Below are 13,810 nucleotides of genomic sequence, written 5' to 3' on the forward strand. Positions count from 1 at the left end.
CCGAAGGAGGCCCTCGTGGCTCATCGTAAGGCGAAGCTGACGCCGCTTGGCAGGATGCTGTTGGTCGAGCGGATCGAGGTGCTGGGGTGGCCGGTGCGGGTGGCCGCCGAGTCGATGGGGGTCTCGGCGGCCACCGCCTACAAGTGGCGGGCGCGTTTCCGTGTCGAGGGCCTCAAGGGACTCGAGGATCGAAGCTCGCGCCCGCACCGCTGCCCCCACCAGGCCGACTCGGCGCGGGTCGCGCGCGTCCTCGGGCTCCGCTCAGAGCGCCGCTGGGGTCCGCACCGGATCGCCTATGCGTTGGGGATCGCCCGCTCGAGTGTCTATGCGATCCTGCGGCGGGCGGGGCACAGCCGCCTCTCCGACTTCGACCGGCCCACCCGCCGCATCGTGCGCTACCAGCGCGAGCGCCCGGGAGAGCTCGTGCACATCGACGTCAAGCGGCTGGCGCGCATCCCCGACGGGGGCGGCCACCGGCTGCTTGGCCGCCAGGCCGGCCGGCCCAACCAGGCCCGCACGGGACGCCATCTGGACTTCGTGCACGCCGCCGTCGATGACTGCACCCGCCTCGCCTATGTCGAGGTGCACCCCGACGAGCGCGCGGCGACGTGCGCCGGGTTTCTGCGCCGGGCCGCCGCCTTCCTCTCCCGTCACGGCGTGGTGATCGAGGGCGTGATGACCGACCGGGCCCTGGCCTATTGCCGCTCGGCGGACTTTCGCGGTGCCCTGGCCGATCTGGCGGCGCGCCATGTCGTGATCGCGCCCTACCGGCCCCAGACCAACGGGAAGGTCGAGCGGTTCAACCGGACCCTCATCGAGGAGTGGGCCTACCTACGCCTGTATCGCTCGAACACCGAACGCCTGGCCTGCCTGGCGGCGTGGGTCGACACCTACAATCGGCGCCGACCCCACACCGCCCTCGGCGGCCTGACCCCCATGGACGCCCTCCTCAACAACGTCCGTGGGAACTACAGCTAGAGCCAGCCCCGCGTGACGAGGGACTCGGCGATCTGCACGGCGTTGGTGGCGGCACCCTTGCGCAGGTTGTCGCTCGAAAGCCACAGCACCAGGCCGCGCGGGTGCGAGGAGTCCTCGCGGATGCGGCCGACCAGCACCTCGTCGCGCCCGAACGCGTCGCGGGGCATCGGGTAGCGGGCCTGCATCGGCTCGTCCACGAGCACCACGCCGGGCGCCGCCATGAGCAGCCGGCGGGCGTCGTCGGCCGTCAGCGCGTCGGTGGTCTCGATGTGGACCGCCGCCGAGTGGGCGCGGATCACGGGGACCCGGACGCAGGTGGCGCTGACCCGCAGGTCGGGCAGCCCGAGCATCTTGCGCGTCTCGTCGGCGACCTTGCGCTCCTCGCCCGTGTACCCGCTCTCGTCGAACGTGTCGATGTGCGGGAGGACGTTGAACGCGATCGGGTGCGGGTAGACCGACGGCTCCGGCTCGTCGCCGGCGAGGAAGCCGGCCGACTGCTCGCGCAGCTCGGTGACGGCCGCCTGGCCGGTGCCGCTGACGGACTGGTAGCTCGACACCACGAGCCGCTCGAGGCCGACGGCGTCGGCGAGCGGCTTCAGGGCCACGACGAGCGGCGCGGCGACGCAGTTCGGGTTGGCGACGATGCCGCCGTGGCCCTCCAGCGCCTTTTCGTTCACCTCGGGGACGACCAGCGGGACCGCGGGGTCCATCCGGTACGCGCTCGAGTTGTCGATGACGACGGCGCCCGCCTCGACCGCAGCGGGGGCGAACTCCTTCGCGCGGCTGCTGCCGGCCGAGAAGAGGGCGATCTGGATCCCCTCGAACGCGTCCGCGGTGAGGGTCCGCACGGTGCGGTCCTGGCCGAGGTAGTCGATCGCGCGGCCCTCGCTGCGGGCGGACGCCAGCGGCCGCAGCTCGGTGACCGGGAAGCCCCGCTCCTCGAGGACCCGCAGCATGGTGCTGCCCACGGCGCCGGTGGCGCCGACCACGGCGACGTTAAACATCGGCGCGCCGCGCGGCCTCGCCGGCCAGGTCGAAGGCGTCGTGGAGGGCGCGGACGGCCCGCTCGACCTCGCGCCGGTCGATGACGACGGTGATGCGGATGGTGCTGGTGTCGATCATCTGGAGGTTGATCCCCTGCTCGCCGAGCACGCGGAACATCTTCGCGGCGACACCGGGCTCCGACTTCATGCCGGCGCCGATCAGCGTGACCTTGCCGATCTGGTCGTCGCTCGTCAGCTCACGGTAGCCGAGCGCGTCGCGGATCCCCTCGATCGTCTCGAGGGCGGGACGCAGCTCGTCGAGCGGAACGGTGAACGTGACGTCCGCGCCCTCCCCCACGCTCTGGTTCTGGATGATCGTGTCCACGTTGAGGTTCCGGTCGGCCAGCGCGGTGAAGATCTGCGCGGCGACGCCGGGGCGGTTCTCCACGCCCGACACCATCACCTTGGCCTCGTCGCTGCGGTGCGACAGGCCCGTGACGATCGCGTTCTCCATGTCGGGTGTCTCCTTCGTGATCCAGGTGCCGTCCTCGGGCAGGAACGAGGAGCGGACGTGCAGTGGGACGTCGTGGCGGCGGGCGAACTCGACGGACCGCAGCGCGAGCACCTTGGAGCCCGTCGCCGCCATCTCGAGCATCTCCTCGTGGCTGACGAGGGGCAGCTTGCGCGCGCCCGGCTCGACCCGCGGGTCGGCGGTGAAGACCCCGGTGACGTCCGTGTAGATCTCGCAGACGTCGGCCCCGAGGGCCGCGGCGAGGGCCACGGCGGTCGTGTCCGACCCGCCGCGCCCGAGGGTGGTGACGTTGCGGCCGTCGGTCGAGACGCCCTGGAAGCCCGCGACGAGGACGATGGCGCCCCCGTCGAGCGCCTCGCGCAGCCGCTCGGCCCGGATCTCCATGATCTTGGCCTTCGTGTGCGAGCCGTCGGTGAGGATGCCCGCCTGCGACCCGGTGAACGAGATCGCCTCGTGGCCGAGGTCGTGCAGGGCCATCGCCATCAGGGCGCACGAGATGCGCTCGCCCGTCGACAGCAGCATGTCCATCTCGCGCGGATCGGGGCGATCCGAGATCTCGTTGGCCATCGCCACCAGGCCGTCGGTCGTCTTGCCGCGCGCGGACACGACGGCGACGACGTCGTCGCCGGCCTCGCGCGCCGCGGCGATGCGCTTCGCGACGGTGATGATCTTGTCGGCGTCGGCGACGCTGCTGCCGCCGAACTTCATGGTCCTCAGGCCGATGGCCGTCCTCCTCCCGCGGGGTGGTCGGCGGGCAATGGTAGCGAGGTCGGCCCGGTGGGCCGAGCGCGCCGCCCGACCCGTAGTGGATCGGCTCCCGCCGCCGGGTCTAAAGCCAGCCGTACCGCCGCAGCACCGCGAGCAGCCCGACCACCGCCAGCACGGGCAGGAGGAGGCCCAGCACGACGAACCACGCCCCTCCCCCGATGTGGGCGACGAGCCACGGGAAGTTCTGCCCGAAGAACCCCGTCAGGAACGTCAGCGGCAGGAAGATCACGGCGACGGCGGTGAGCCGTTTAACGACGTCGTTCTGGCGGTCGGTCATCGCGTCGTGGAGCGCCTCGCGGAGCACCTCGACCTCCCCGCCGATCTGCGCCATCCGCTCCGAGCCGTTGCGCAGGGCCCGGGTGACGGCCTCCCCGGCGTCGTCGAGCCCCTCCCCCTGGCTGAGGCGCAGCAGCACGTCGCGCTGCGGCAGGACGGCCCGGCGGAGCCCGGCGAGGCGGCGGCGGACGGCGGCGAGGTCGCCCGGCCGGCCGTCCTCGATGGCCTCCACGTCGCCGTCGAGGCCGCGCACCAGGTCGACGAGCGAGGTGACGAGGGCCCGGGCGACGGCCTCCAGCGCCCCCGCGGGCCCGCGCTCCGCCCGGGGCGTCGTGGCCAGCGCGGCGCAGGGCTGGTCGTGCACCGTCACGAGCCAGCCCGGCCCGATGATGCAGCGCACCTCCCCGAGGCCGTCGTCGAGGTCCGACTCGACGGCGCCGACGAGGGTCACGACGGTGTAGTCGCCCTCGTCGAGGATCCCCGGGCGCGGCGCGCGCCCGCCGGCGGGCATGCGGTCGACGGCGATCCCGTACCGGGCGTGCAGGTCCTCCAGCTCCCGCGCCGAGGGCGCGTGGAGGTCGACCCACTCGAAGCCGGGGTCCTCGGGCCCTCCGACGATCACCTTCTCGTGCACCGCGTGCCCTCCGTCGCCGCCGGCGGCCGCTCTCCCCCCGTCCCGCGGGGCGGCCCCGGCGCAGCGGCGAGGATACCCCCGGGGTGGTCGCGCGCGGACGGCGGGGGGTTCGGGCCGGCACGGCCCGGGGGATGCTCCGGGGCATGCCGATCCCACGGAAGGTCCTCATCCCGCTCGCCCTGCTCGCCCTCTGCGGGGCCCCGGTCGCCGCCACGGCGGCCGGCAACCCGTACACCGCCGCCGGCGTCTGCGGTCCCGGATACGCGCCGATCGACCGCCACAAGCTCTTCGCGACGGCGCCGTACGACGGCGCCCGGGTGCACCTCGCCACCATCGTCCTCACCTACAACTCCTCCACCGGCAGGAACTGCGTGGTGACGTTGAAGGAGCGCCGCCTCGGAAAGCCCGACCACGTGTACGCCCAGGTGCAGACGCGGCCGGCGTCCCCGACGAGCGCCGACGGGGACGCGGGGCGGTTCAGGTACTTCGCGGGCCCGACGTACGTGTACGCGCCCGGCAGGAAGGTCCGGTGGGGCGGCGGCACCATCCAGAGGCTCCCGGGCTACGAGGTCCCGACGTTCGTGAACTCGGCGTACCTCAGCCCGTGGGAGCACGGGGGCTGACGGATCGTCCGCGGGGGCGGGCCACGGCGGCCCGCCCCCGCGGCGGCTAGAGCTCGCGACGCCCCAGCAGGGCGCGCCCCAGGGTGAGCTCGTCGGCGTGCTCCAGGTCGGCGCCGACCGGCAGCCCGCTCGCCAGGCGCGTGACCCGCACCCGTCCGCGCACCAGGTCGGCGAGGTGGAGGGCGGTCGCCTCCCCCGACATCGTCGGGTTGGTCGCGATCACCAGCTCGACGACGTCGTCGGCCTCGATCCGCGCGACCAGTTCCGCGATCCGCAGGTCGCCGGGGTCGACCCCGTCGATCGGCGAGAGCGCGCCGCCGAGCACGTGGTACCGGCCGCGGTACTCGTGGGTCCTCTCGATCGGGAGGATCGCCGACGGCTCCTCGACGGCGCAGAGCAGGCTGGGGTCGCGCCGGGGGTCCGCGCAGATCGGGCACAGCTCCGCCTCGGCGAAGCTGAAGCACACGGCGCACGGCCGCAGGCGGTCCGCCATCTCGACGAGGGCCTCCGCGAGGCCGCGTGAGCGCTCCTTCGGCGCCTTCATCATGTGGAACGCCAGCCGCTGCGCGCTGCGCGGGCCGATGCCCGGCAGGCGCGCCAGCTCGGTGACGAGCCGCTCGATGGAGGGGGTGAGCACGGCCGTGCGGGGTCGGCCGGCCTAGAGGCCGGGCAGCCCCAGACCCGAGAGGCCGCCGGTGATCGAGCCGAGGCGGTTCTGGGCGTGCTCCTGCGCGGCCCGCATGGCCTCGTTGACGGCGGCGACGATGACGTCCTGCAGCAGCTCGACGTCGTCGGGGTCGACCGCGGCCGGGTCGATCGTGATCTCGAGCAGCTCCAGGCCGCCGCTGACGCGCGCGGTGACGGCGCCGCCGCCCGCGGTGCCCGTGACGGACTCCTGCTGGAGCTCGGCCTGCACGCGGGCCATGTCCTCCTGCATCTTCTGCATCTGCTTCATCATCTTCTGCGGGTTCATGCCGTGGGTCATCGTGGTCTCCCTGGGGGGGTCAGGTGCGGTCGCCGCCCTCCTCGACGGCCCCGAACATCGTCTTCAGCTCGTCGAGCAGCGACTCGTGGTCCTTCGGCTCCGCGGGGCGCTCGGAGATCGTCTGCACCGGCGCCTCGCCCGGCACGAAGTCGATCGCGAGCGTGTGGCCCGACACGGTCCGCACGGCGCCGCGGACGCGCTCGCGGTGCTCGGGGCGCCCGAGCATGCTGGCCCGCATCGTGCTCGTGACGGCGACCTCCATGGCGCCGTCGCCGACCACGGCGGGCCGCGACCCGTCGAGGAAGCCCCGCGTCGGCGGCGCCTCCCGCTCGAGCAGCTCGAGGACCTGCGTCCACAGGCGGGTCATGTGCTCGAGGTCGGCGGGGGCGGACGGATCGTGCGGCGGCGGCGCGGCCGGGGCCGGGGCCGGGGCGGCGGCGAGGGGCGCCTCGTCCTCGCGTCCCGGGTCGCCGTCGAGCACGTCGTCGACGTCGTCGAGGTCGGGCAGGCCCGCGGGGGCCGGCGGCGGCGGGGTGGCCGCGGCGGGCGGCGGCGCGGGCGCGGACGCGGCCGCGGGCTCCGCCGCGGCGACCGGCGCCGGGGCGACGGGGGGCGGCGCGGCGGGGGGCGCGGGACGGGCCGGGGCCGCGGCGGGGCGGCCCGCCTCGAGCGCCTCGATGCGGGCGGCGAGGGCGGCGGTGGACGGGTCGAGCGAGGGGCGGCTCAGCCGGGCGGCGACCAGCTCGAGCTGCAGGCGCGGGTCGGCGCCGCCGTGGCGGATCCGCACCTGGGCGTCGGCGAGCAGGTCGAGCCCGCGGACCACCTGGGCGTCGGCGAGCTGGTTCGCCTGCGCCTGCAGGCGGGCGATCTCCTCGGGTGCGAACGCCCACTCGTCGCGGGGGCGCGCCCCCTGCTGCAGGAGGCAGACGAACCGCAGGTGGGTCACGAGGCCGCGCATCGCCTGCTCGGGGTCGACCGGCCCGTCGAGGGTCTCCTGCAGCAGCTCGAACGCGCCGGCGGCCTCACCGGCGGCCATCAGGTCGACGAGCTCGAAGATCGTCTCCCGGGCGACGGCGCCGAGCAGCTCGAGGGCGTCGCCCGGCTCGACGCGCCCGCCGGCGTACGTCGAGATCTGGTCGAGCAGGCCGAGGGCGTCGCGGTACGACCCGTCGGCGGCGCGGGCGAGGATGTCGAGGGCGGACTCGGTGGTCTCGATGCCCTCGGCGCGGGCGACCCGCTCGAGCACCCGGACCAGCGCCGGCAGGCCCGGCTTGCGGAGCACGTAGTGCTGCAACCGCGACCGGATCGTCCCGAGGATCTCCCACGGGTGGGTGGTGCAGAGGATGACGACGAGGTGCGGCGGCGGCTCCTCGAGCGTCTTCAGGAGGGCGCTCGCCGCGTCGGGGGTGATCTGGTGCGCCTCGTCCATGATCGTCACCCGGTACCGGCAGGCGACGGGCGCGTACCGGACCGTCTCGAGCCACTCGCGCATCTCGTCGATGCGGCGGGCGCTCGAGGCGGCGTCGACCTCGATGACGTCCATCCAGTCCTGGTGGCCGGTCCGCAGGCACGAGTCGCAGTGGCCGCAGGGCTCCGAGGTGGGGCCGGGGCTCGTCTGGCAGTTGAGGCACCGCGCGAGGATGCGGGCGGTCGTGGTCTTGCCCGTCCCGCGCGGCCCCGAGAACAGGAAGCCCTGGGCGGGGTGCCCCGAGCGCAGCGCGTTCCCGAGCGCCCGGGCGACGTGGTCCTGCCCCACCATGTCGGCGAAGGTCGCCGGCCGGTGGCGGTTGTACAGGCTCGTGCCCGCCTCGCTCACTCGCTCGCCCTCCCGGTGCGCGCCTCGCCGTGGGCGAGGGCCCGCCCCGGTGGGCCGTTCAAAGAGATGTGGCCGTGCACCCGCCGTCGAAGCGCGAATCCAGGGTGAGCCCCGTGCCGCCTGCTCCGGCGAGGTTGCCCCACTGCGCGTGAACGGATCCGCTTAAGGCTGCTTCCTTCCGGACCTGACCTGGTTCGCGGTCGCCCACCGAATGGGACCTCGCCATCAACGCTGCTCTGCACGGAGCCGAGACCTGGGACCGGCCCCTCGGACGGGAATTCTGCCCCGCTGTAGCGGATTGCGGGTACAGGGCACCGCTAGCTCCCCGCCTAGCACGGCCACCGGTCGAGGATAGTCCACCGGAGGGGCCGGCGCGAGGGCCGGCACCCGCGGACCGTCAGCGATCGCGCTTGCGGCCGAACGGCAGCTTCGGGCCGATCTGCTCGCCGCGCCGCGCCGCGCCGGTCGCGCCGAAGAACGCGGCGACCCCGCCGCCGAGCATCGCGACGGTGAACGCGAGGTACGCCCATCCGCGGACGCCGCTGTCGCGGCCGAGCAGCTCGAACAGCCCCCACATGAGGGTGCCCCACACCGCCCCGAGCACGACGCCCGTGAGCACGATCGCGATCCGCGACCTCTGCGGGGCCTCGGCCCCCTCCTGCTTCGTCGCCTTCGCCACGGCCGGGAGCCTACTGGACGCGGGGCCGCGCCTCGGCGGGGCGCGCGGACCGCCACGCCGGGGGGCGGTCATGCGACGGCGTGGGCGAGCGCCGTGAACAGGGGGATCCCGAACACGAGGTTGAGGGGGAACGTGATCCCGAGGCTGGCGGTGAGGTAGAGCGCGGGGTTGGCCGCCGGGAGGGCGATCCGCACGGCGGCGGGGGCGGCGATGTACGACGCGCTCGCCCCCATCACCCCGAGCAGCGCCGCGCCGCCGACCGACAGGCCGGCCGCGGTCCCGAGCAGCACCCCGGCGGTCCCGTTCACGAGCGGGACCGCGGTCCCGAAAGCGAGGAGCCCGAACCCCGCGGAGCGGAGTCCGGCCGCGCGCCGCGCGGCGGTGACTCCGAGGTCCAGCAGGAAGAGGGTGAGGGCCCCGAGGAACAGGTCGCGGAACAGGGGGTCGACGGGCGCCGCGCCGTCGGCGCCGGCGACGGCGCCGATGACCAGTCCCCCGGCGAGCAGCAGGACGCTGCGCCCGAGGAGCGCCTCCTTCACGGCGGCACGGCGGGCGGAGCCCACGGCGCCGGCGGCGAGCGCCAGGCCGACGACGATGCCCGGCACCTCGAGCAGGGCGAGGAGCGCGGGGGCGTACGCCTCCACGGGGATGCCGCCCTGCTCGAGCACGCTGACGGCGGCGGCGAAGGTGACCGCGGACACGGACCCGTAGTGCGCCGCGAGCGCCCCGGCGTCCACCGGCCCGAGCGAGAGCAGTCGCCGCGCCACCAGGAAGGCGACGCACGGCGTGAGCACGCCCAGCCCGAGCGTCGCCGCGGCCGGCGCCACCAGCTCACCGGGGTCGGCCGCGGAGAGCGCGACGCCCCCCTTCAGCCCGATCGCGAGCAGCAGGTAGGACGAGAGCGCGGACGTGACGACCTCGGGGAGGCGGAGGTCGCTGCCGGCCGCGGTGGCGACGACCCCGAGGACGAAGGCGAGGACCATCGGGGAGGTGAGCGTCTCCCGCAGCAGATCGACGGTGCCCAAGCGCCCTCCCTGCCCGCGTGCGACGCCGGCTTGACGCGATTTGCATTTCAGGTTATGCATACCACGCTATATGAAACCTGCAATTCCGGGCGTACGCGGCCGGCGCCGACCCCTCGAGGAGATCCGATGTCCCGTCCCGCGCCCACCGCGAGCATCCCGGCGTCCGCCGACGACATCCCGGACGTGCCCGTGCTCCAGGCGATCGGCGATCGCCGGACGATCCGCTACTACGACCCGGACAGGAAGGTCGAGGAGTGGAAGATCCAGGCGGTGCTGCAGGCGGGGCGGCTCGCCTCCTGCCAGGGGAACATCAACGCCACCGAGGCGATCGTCGTCGACCGTGAGACCTGTGATCTCTGGGACGACATCGAGGAGTGCGTGTCGGGCTTCAACGTCCAGATGATCAACCAGAGCTCGCACATCATCTTCTGGCTGACGAACCTGAACGCCTGGTACGGCCGCGCCAACGACGGCCTGTCGACCCTCGCCCTGTCCGGCGCGCTCACCAAGTACCACGGCTGGAACTACGACTTCTCGATGACGCAGACGATCCCGCGTCTGATGAGCTTCCCCACCGAGCGCACCGACCTCCTGCTGCGGTTCGAGACGGGCCTCGCCGTCTCCCAGGCGATGATGTGCGGGAACGCGCTCGGCCTCGGGCAGAGCCTGATCGCGTTCGGCCGCAAGCCCGGCGGCATCGAGGGCGTCTTCGGGTTGCCGCCCCACTACCGGTTCACCTGGGCCCACGTCCTCGGCTACCCGCTGGAGGACCGCACGGCCGGGGGGCAGCGTCCGCGCCTGAAGTTCGAGAAGCTCTTCCACAAGGACGCCTTCGGCACCCCCTACATGCCGGATCCCGAGGTGAACGAGCTCCTGCGGGCCAAGGGGATGCTCCAGGAGCAGGCGCCGCTCCCCGGCCGGATGGAGGAGCTCGACGCCCTCGCCGAGCGGTTCGGCCGGGATCCCGGGTGCGTGTCGTGGCCCGCTCGCGAGATCCAGCGCCTGATGGACGACGAGGACTGGGACTTCGGGCCGCGCATCCGCGAGCACGCCCAGAGCCTCCTGGACCGGGGCGGGCTGCCCGAGTACCCCGAGGCGATGCGCGAGACCTTCGTCCGGCTGATGGAGGAGCACGGGCTCGACACCTCCAAGTACCTCAGCTGATCCCCGGCATGCACCCATCCGGTGCCCCGCATCGTGCAGGCGGAAGCACCGGGGACGACGTCGGGTCCCCGGCGGGACCCGGCGTCCCGGGCGTCCGCGACGCGCGGGCGCCCCTCGTGGGCGGTGCGGGGCCACCCTCGCTGCGGGAGCAGGTGGAGGACCTGCGCGGCCGATTGGTCGCCGCGGAGGGGCGGCACCACGCCGCGATCGCCGCGGCCGCGCCGGCCCACCGTGCCAGCGCCCGCAACCTCGTCCACTACGCCGCGCTGCGGAGCGCCGACCTCACCGATCTGCAGCAACGCCTGACGGAGGCCGGCCTCTCGTCGCTCGGTCGCTGCGAGGCGGCGGTGCTCGGCAGCGTCGAAGCCGTCCTCGACGTGCTCCTGCGCCTCGACGGGGACGGGTGGCGGGCCGGCGACCCCCGCACGGAGCTGACGCCGGGGGGTGGCGCGTGCGCTGCAGGCCGCACGCACGCGGACGATCCTCGCGGCGCCTCCGGAGCGGCGCCGGGCGGAGATCATGGTGACGATGCCGGCGAACGCGGCGACCGACGCCGGACTGGTCGGGGCCATGGTCGCGGCCGGCATGGACTGCGCCCGCATCAACTGCGCCCACGACGGGCCGGAGGCGTGGGCGGCGATGATCGGGAAGGTGAGGGACGCGGCGCGGGCGGCGGACCGGAACGTCCGGATCCACATGGACCTCGGCGGGCCGAAGATCCGGACCGGGGCCGTGCCGCTGGGCGGGGTCCGCCTCCGGCGCGGGGACATGATGCTGCTCACGGCCGGCCTCGGGCCGGACCGGCCCGTGGCACGCGGGGCCGACGGCCGCCTGCGGCACCCGCCGCGCATCGGTTGCACGATCCCGGCGGCGCTGGCGCGCGTCGAGACGGGCCAGTCGATCTGGCTCGACGACGGGCGGGTCGCGGGCGTGGTGACCGACACGGGGCCCGACGGGCTCGAGGTCGTCGTCACGCGGGTGCCTCCGGGTGGCCACCGGCTCCGCGCGAACAAGGGCGTCAACCTGCCGGACACCGACCTCGGTGTACCGATGATGACCCCCGCGGACCGCCGAGCGCTGCCCTTCATCGCGCGGAACGCCGACATGGTGGGGCTGTCGTTCGTTCAGCGGCCGGAGGACGTCCTCGAGCTCCGCGCCGACCTCGACCGCCTCGGCGGACACGATGTCGCGACGGTGCTGAAGGTCGAGACCCGACGCGCGGTCCAGAGCCTCCCGGAGATCCTGCTGGCGGCGATGCGAGGTCCGGCGCTCGGGGTGATGATCGCGAGGGGGGACCTGGCGGTGGAGTGCGGATGGGAGCGCCTCGCGGAGGTGCAGGAGGACATCCTGTCCCTCAGCGCCGCCGTCCACGCACCGGTCATCTGGGCGACGCAGGTGCTCGAGGGACTCGCGCGGACCGGCGTGCCCTCGCGCGCCGAGATCAGCGACGTCGCGCTCGCCGAGAGGGCCGAGTGCGTCATGCTGAACAAGGGCTCCAACGTCATCGAGGCCATGCGGCTGCTCGACGGCATCCTCGAGCGGATGCAGCACCGCCAGTCCCAGCGGCGGGCGCTGCTCCCACGGAGCGCCCCCCTCGCGCGGTTCGCCGAGGGGGGCTGAGTCCGCGGGCCGGCTCGCTAGCGCTTGATCGTGATGCCGGCGGCCTCACGGTCGAACGTGTCGGCGGTGATGCCCTCATCGCGCAGCTTCACCTTCTGCACCCGCTCGGTCGGCGTCTTGGGGAGCTCGGGGACGAACCGGATGTAGCGGGGCACCATGAAGTACGGCATCCGCTCCGCCATCCAGTGGGTGTACTCGATCGGGTCGGGGGCCTCCCCCTCGGGGATGCAGACGATCATGATCTCGTCCTCGCTGGAGGCACCCTCACCGGCCTTCACGCCGATCGCCGCGGCCTCCTTGATGTTCGGGTGATCCGACGCCTGACGCTCGACCTCCATCGAGGAGACGTTCTCGCCACGGCGCCGGATGTAGTCCTTCACCCGGTCCATGAAGTAGAAGTACCCCTCCTCGTCCATGCGGCCGAGGTCGCCGGTGTGGAGCTTCAGGTTCCGGAAGTCCTCGGCGGTCTTCTCCGGCATCCCGTAGTAGGCGCGCATCACGATGTTCGGGATCTTCATGTCGACGACGATCTCCCCCGGCGTGTCCGGCGGGAGCGGCCGGTCGGTGCCCGGCTCCACGATCGTCACCTCATACCCGGGGTTCGCCTTGCCCATCGACCCCGCGACAGCCGGCTTGGTCGGGTCCATGTAGGTCGCCATGCCGGTCTCGGTGAGGCCGTAGCCCTCGATGAACTTGACGCCGAACCGCTCCTGGAACTCGTTGTAGATGTCCTTCGGGGCGGGCGCCGCAAAGCACGTGTGGACCTTGTGGGCGCGGTCCAGGTCCGACGGCGGGATGTTCCAGATGAAGTACGACACCGCCCCGATCGAGTTGAAGACCGTCGCCTCGGCGTCCTTGATCTGCTGCCAGAACTTGCTGGAGGAAAAGCGCTCCACATAGGCGACCCGGCCGCCGGCGACAAGCGCCGGGTACCCCGACAGGACCTGGGCGTTGGAGTGGAACAACGGCAGACAACTGAAGAACGTGTCCTCCGCCAGGGACTCCACCGTCTTGCCGGCCGTCGCCGACACCACCTCCAACAGGCCACGCGCCGAGAAGTAGTCGGCGGCGTTCTGCTTGATGACACCCTTCGAGCGGCCCGTCGTGCCGGAGGTGAACATGATCCGGGCGTCATCGGTCCAGCTGTAGGTGATCCCATCCGGCTCACCGTCAGAGCCCTCCATCAACGCCTCGAGGGGCTCCCACTTCAGCGACGGGTCCGGGCCCTCCTGGTTGCCCGTCCTCATCACGATCACGTGCTCCAGGAGGGGGAGCTCGCCCTTGATGAGGTCGAGGCGGTCCAGGTACAGGTCCGAGATCACCAGCTTCTTGGCCTCGACGAGGTTGATCGTCCAGGACAGGAAATCACCCTTGTAGGCGGTGTTGATCGAGCTCATCACCGCACCCGCCTTGAGGATCCCGAACCACACCGGGATGAACTCCTCACAGTTCGGGAGCATCACGCTCACCGACTCACCCGGCTGCACGCCACGGGCGACCAACGAGTTGGCGATCCGGTTGGCGCGGGCGTTCACCTCGCCGTAGCTCACCCACGGGTTGTCGGCGAACTTGAGGTAGTCCCGGTCCGGCGTCTCGCTCGCCCGCGCCTTCAGGACCTCGGCCAGGACCCACTTGGTGGGATCCTCCCGCGCATACCAGTCACTCCACTCGCCCACCGCATCCCCCAATCGCCGGATAGTCAAAACGCGACATGCTAATCATGTAAG

The 13,810-nt window shown here is 73.1% G+C and carries 13 protein-coding genes and 1 other RNA gene; 4 read left to right on the forward strand and 10 right to left on the reverse strand.

The window, feature by feature from the left end; translation table 11 throughout:
• Positions 1-15: 15 nt before the first annotated feature.
• The gene (locus tag IU369_RS15520) at positions 16-978 is read left to right on the forward strand and encodes an IS481 family transposase (protein ID WP_217921305.1); all 963 of its coding nucleotides are present in this window, start codon (positions 16-18) and stop codon (positions 976-978) included.
• On the opposite strand, the gene IU369_RS15525 is transcribed toward IU369_RS15520, so the two are convergent.
• The 3 genes from IU369_RS15525 to IU369_RS15535 form a co-directional block, all read right to left on the reverse strand.
• Positions 975-1,982 carry an aspartate-semialdehyde dehydrogenase gene (locus tag IU369_RS15525; RefSeq protein WP_217921892.1) on the reverse strand — a complete coding sequence of 336 codons (1,008 nt, stop codon included), beginning with the start codon at positions 1,980-1,982 and terminating at the stop codon, positions 975-977. The two genes, IU369_RS15520 and IU369_RS15525, sit on opposite strands and share 4 nt — an antisense overlap.
• Complete coding sequence (locus IU369_RS15530) at positions 1,975-3,216, reverse strand: aspartate kinase (protein ID WP_425516829.1); 1,242 nt, start codon at positions 3,214-3,216, stop codon at positions 1,975-1,977. The genes IU369_RS15525 and IU369_RS15530 overlap by 8 nt, the downstream gene beginning before the upstream one ends.
• 106 nt (positions 3,217-3,322) lie before the next feature.
• Positions 3,323-4,171, reverse strand: a complete 849-nt coding sequence (locus IU369_RS15535; RefSeq protein ID WP_217921894.1) for a magnesium transporter CorA family protein — start codon at positions 4,169-4,171, stop codon at positions 3,323-3,325.
• A gap of 143 nt (positions 4,172-4,314) precedes the next feature.
• Here IU369_RS15535 and IU369_RS15540 point away from each other — a divergent pair, with 143 nt between their 5' ends.
• Complete coding sequence (locus tag IU369_RS15540) at positions 4,315-4,794, forward strand: hypothetical protein (protein ID WP_217921895.1); 480 nt, start codon at positions 4,315-4,317, stop codon at positions 4,792-4,794.
• Between the two features lie 46 nt (positions 4,795-4,840).
• Here IU369_RS15540 and recR read toward each other — a convergent pair whose 3' ends face one another.
• The 6 genes from recR to IU369_RS15570 form a co-directional block, all read right to left on the reverse strand.
• On the reverse strand, positions 4,841-5,431 hold the full coding sequence (gene recR, locus IU369_RS15545; protein WP_217921896.1) for a recombination mediator RecR: 591 nt from the start codon (positions 5,429-5,431) through the stop codon (positions 4,841-4,843).
• A gap of 21 nt (positions 5,432-5,452) precedes the next feature.
• Positions 5,453-5,767 (reverse strand): YbaB/EbfC family nucleoid-associated protein, encoded by a 315-nt coding sequence (locus IU369_RS15550; protein ID WP_343233175.1) that lies wholly within the window; start codon positions 5,765-5,767, stop codon positions 5,453-5,455.
• Between the two features lie 31 nt (positions 5,768-5,798).
• Positions 5,799-7,595 carry a DNA polymerase III subunit gamma/tau gene (dnaX, locus tag IU369_RS15555; protein WP_217921898.1) on the reverse strand — a complete coding sequence of 599 codons (1,797 nt, stop codon included), beginning with the start codon at positions 7,593-7,595 and terminating at the stop codon, positions 5,799-5,801.
• Positions 7,596-7,667: 72 nt separating this feature from the next.
• An RNA gene (gene ffs / locus IU369_RS15560) (signal recognition particle sRNA large type) lies at positions 7,668-7,933 on the reverse strand.
• A gap of 59 nt (positions 7,934-7,992) precedes the next feature.
• Positions 7,993-8,274: a hypothetical protein gene (locus tag IU369_RS15565; RefSeq protein WP_217921899.1), complete on the reverse strand. Its 282-nt coding sequence runs from the start codon at positions 8,272-8,274 to the stop codon at positions 7,993-7,995.
• A gap of 68 nt (positions 8,275-8,342) precedes the next feature.
• On the reverse strand, positions 8,343-9,299 hold the full coding sequence (locus tag IU369_RS15570) for a sodium-dependent bicarbonate transport family permease (protein WP_217921900.1): 957 nt from the start codon (positions 9,297-9,299) through the stop codon (positions 8,343-8,345).
• Positions 9,300-9,425: 126 nt separating this feature from the next.
• On the opposite strand from IU369_RS15570, the gene IU369_RS15575 reads away from it, so the two are divergent.
• Both IU369_RS15575 and IU369_RS15580 read left to right on the forward strand, forming a co-directional pair.
• Entirely contained in the window at positions 9,426-10,463 is a 1,038-nt protein-coding gene (locus IU369_RS15575) for a nitroreductase family protein (RefSeq protein ID WP_217921901.1), read from the forward strand.
• Positions 10,464-10,907: 444 nt separating this feature from the next.
• Positions 10,908-12,083, forward strand: coding sequence for a pyruvate kinase (locus IU369_RS15580; RefSeq protein WP_217921902.1), 1,176 nt, complete (start codon positions 10,908-10,910; stop codon positions 12,081-12,083).
• A gap of 17 nt (positions 12,084-12,100) precedes the next feature.
• Here the strand turns inward: IU369_RS15580 and IU369_RS15585 are convergent, their stop codons facing one another.
• Positions 12,101-13,759 carry an AMP-binding protein gene (locus IU369_RS15585; RefSeq protein ID WP_217921903.1) on the reverse strand — a complete coding sequence of 553 codons (1,659 nt, stop codon included), beginning with the start codon at positions 13,757-13,759 and terminating at the stop codon, positions 12,101-12,103.
• Positions 13,760-13,810: the final 51 nt, after the last annotated feature.

It is taken from the genome of Miltoncostaea oceani, assembly GCF_018141545.1.
Classification (GTDB): Bacteria; Actinomycetota; Thermoleophilia; order Miltoncostaeales; family Miltoncostaeaceae; genus Miltoncostaea; species Miltoncostaea oceani.

Excerpts from the sequence above, each read along its gene's own strand:
- IU369_RS15575 (WP_217921901.1), top strand. The coding sequence starts at position 9,426 with ATGTCCCGTCCCGCGCCCACCGCGAGCATCCCGGCGTCCGCCGACGAC.
- IU369_RS15540 (WP_217921895.1), top strand. The coding sequence starts at position 4,315 with ATGCCGATCCCACGGAAGGTCCTCATCCCGCTCGCCCTGCTCGCCCTC.
- IU369_RS15525 (WP_217921892.1), bottom strand. The coding sequence starts at position 1,982 with ATGTTTAACGTCGCCGTGGTCGGCGCCACCGGCGCCGTGGGCAGCACC.
- IU369_RS15550 (WP_343233175.1), bottom strand. The coding sequence starts at position 5,767 with ATGAACCCGCAGAAGATGATGAAGCAGATGCAGAAGATGCAGGAGGAC.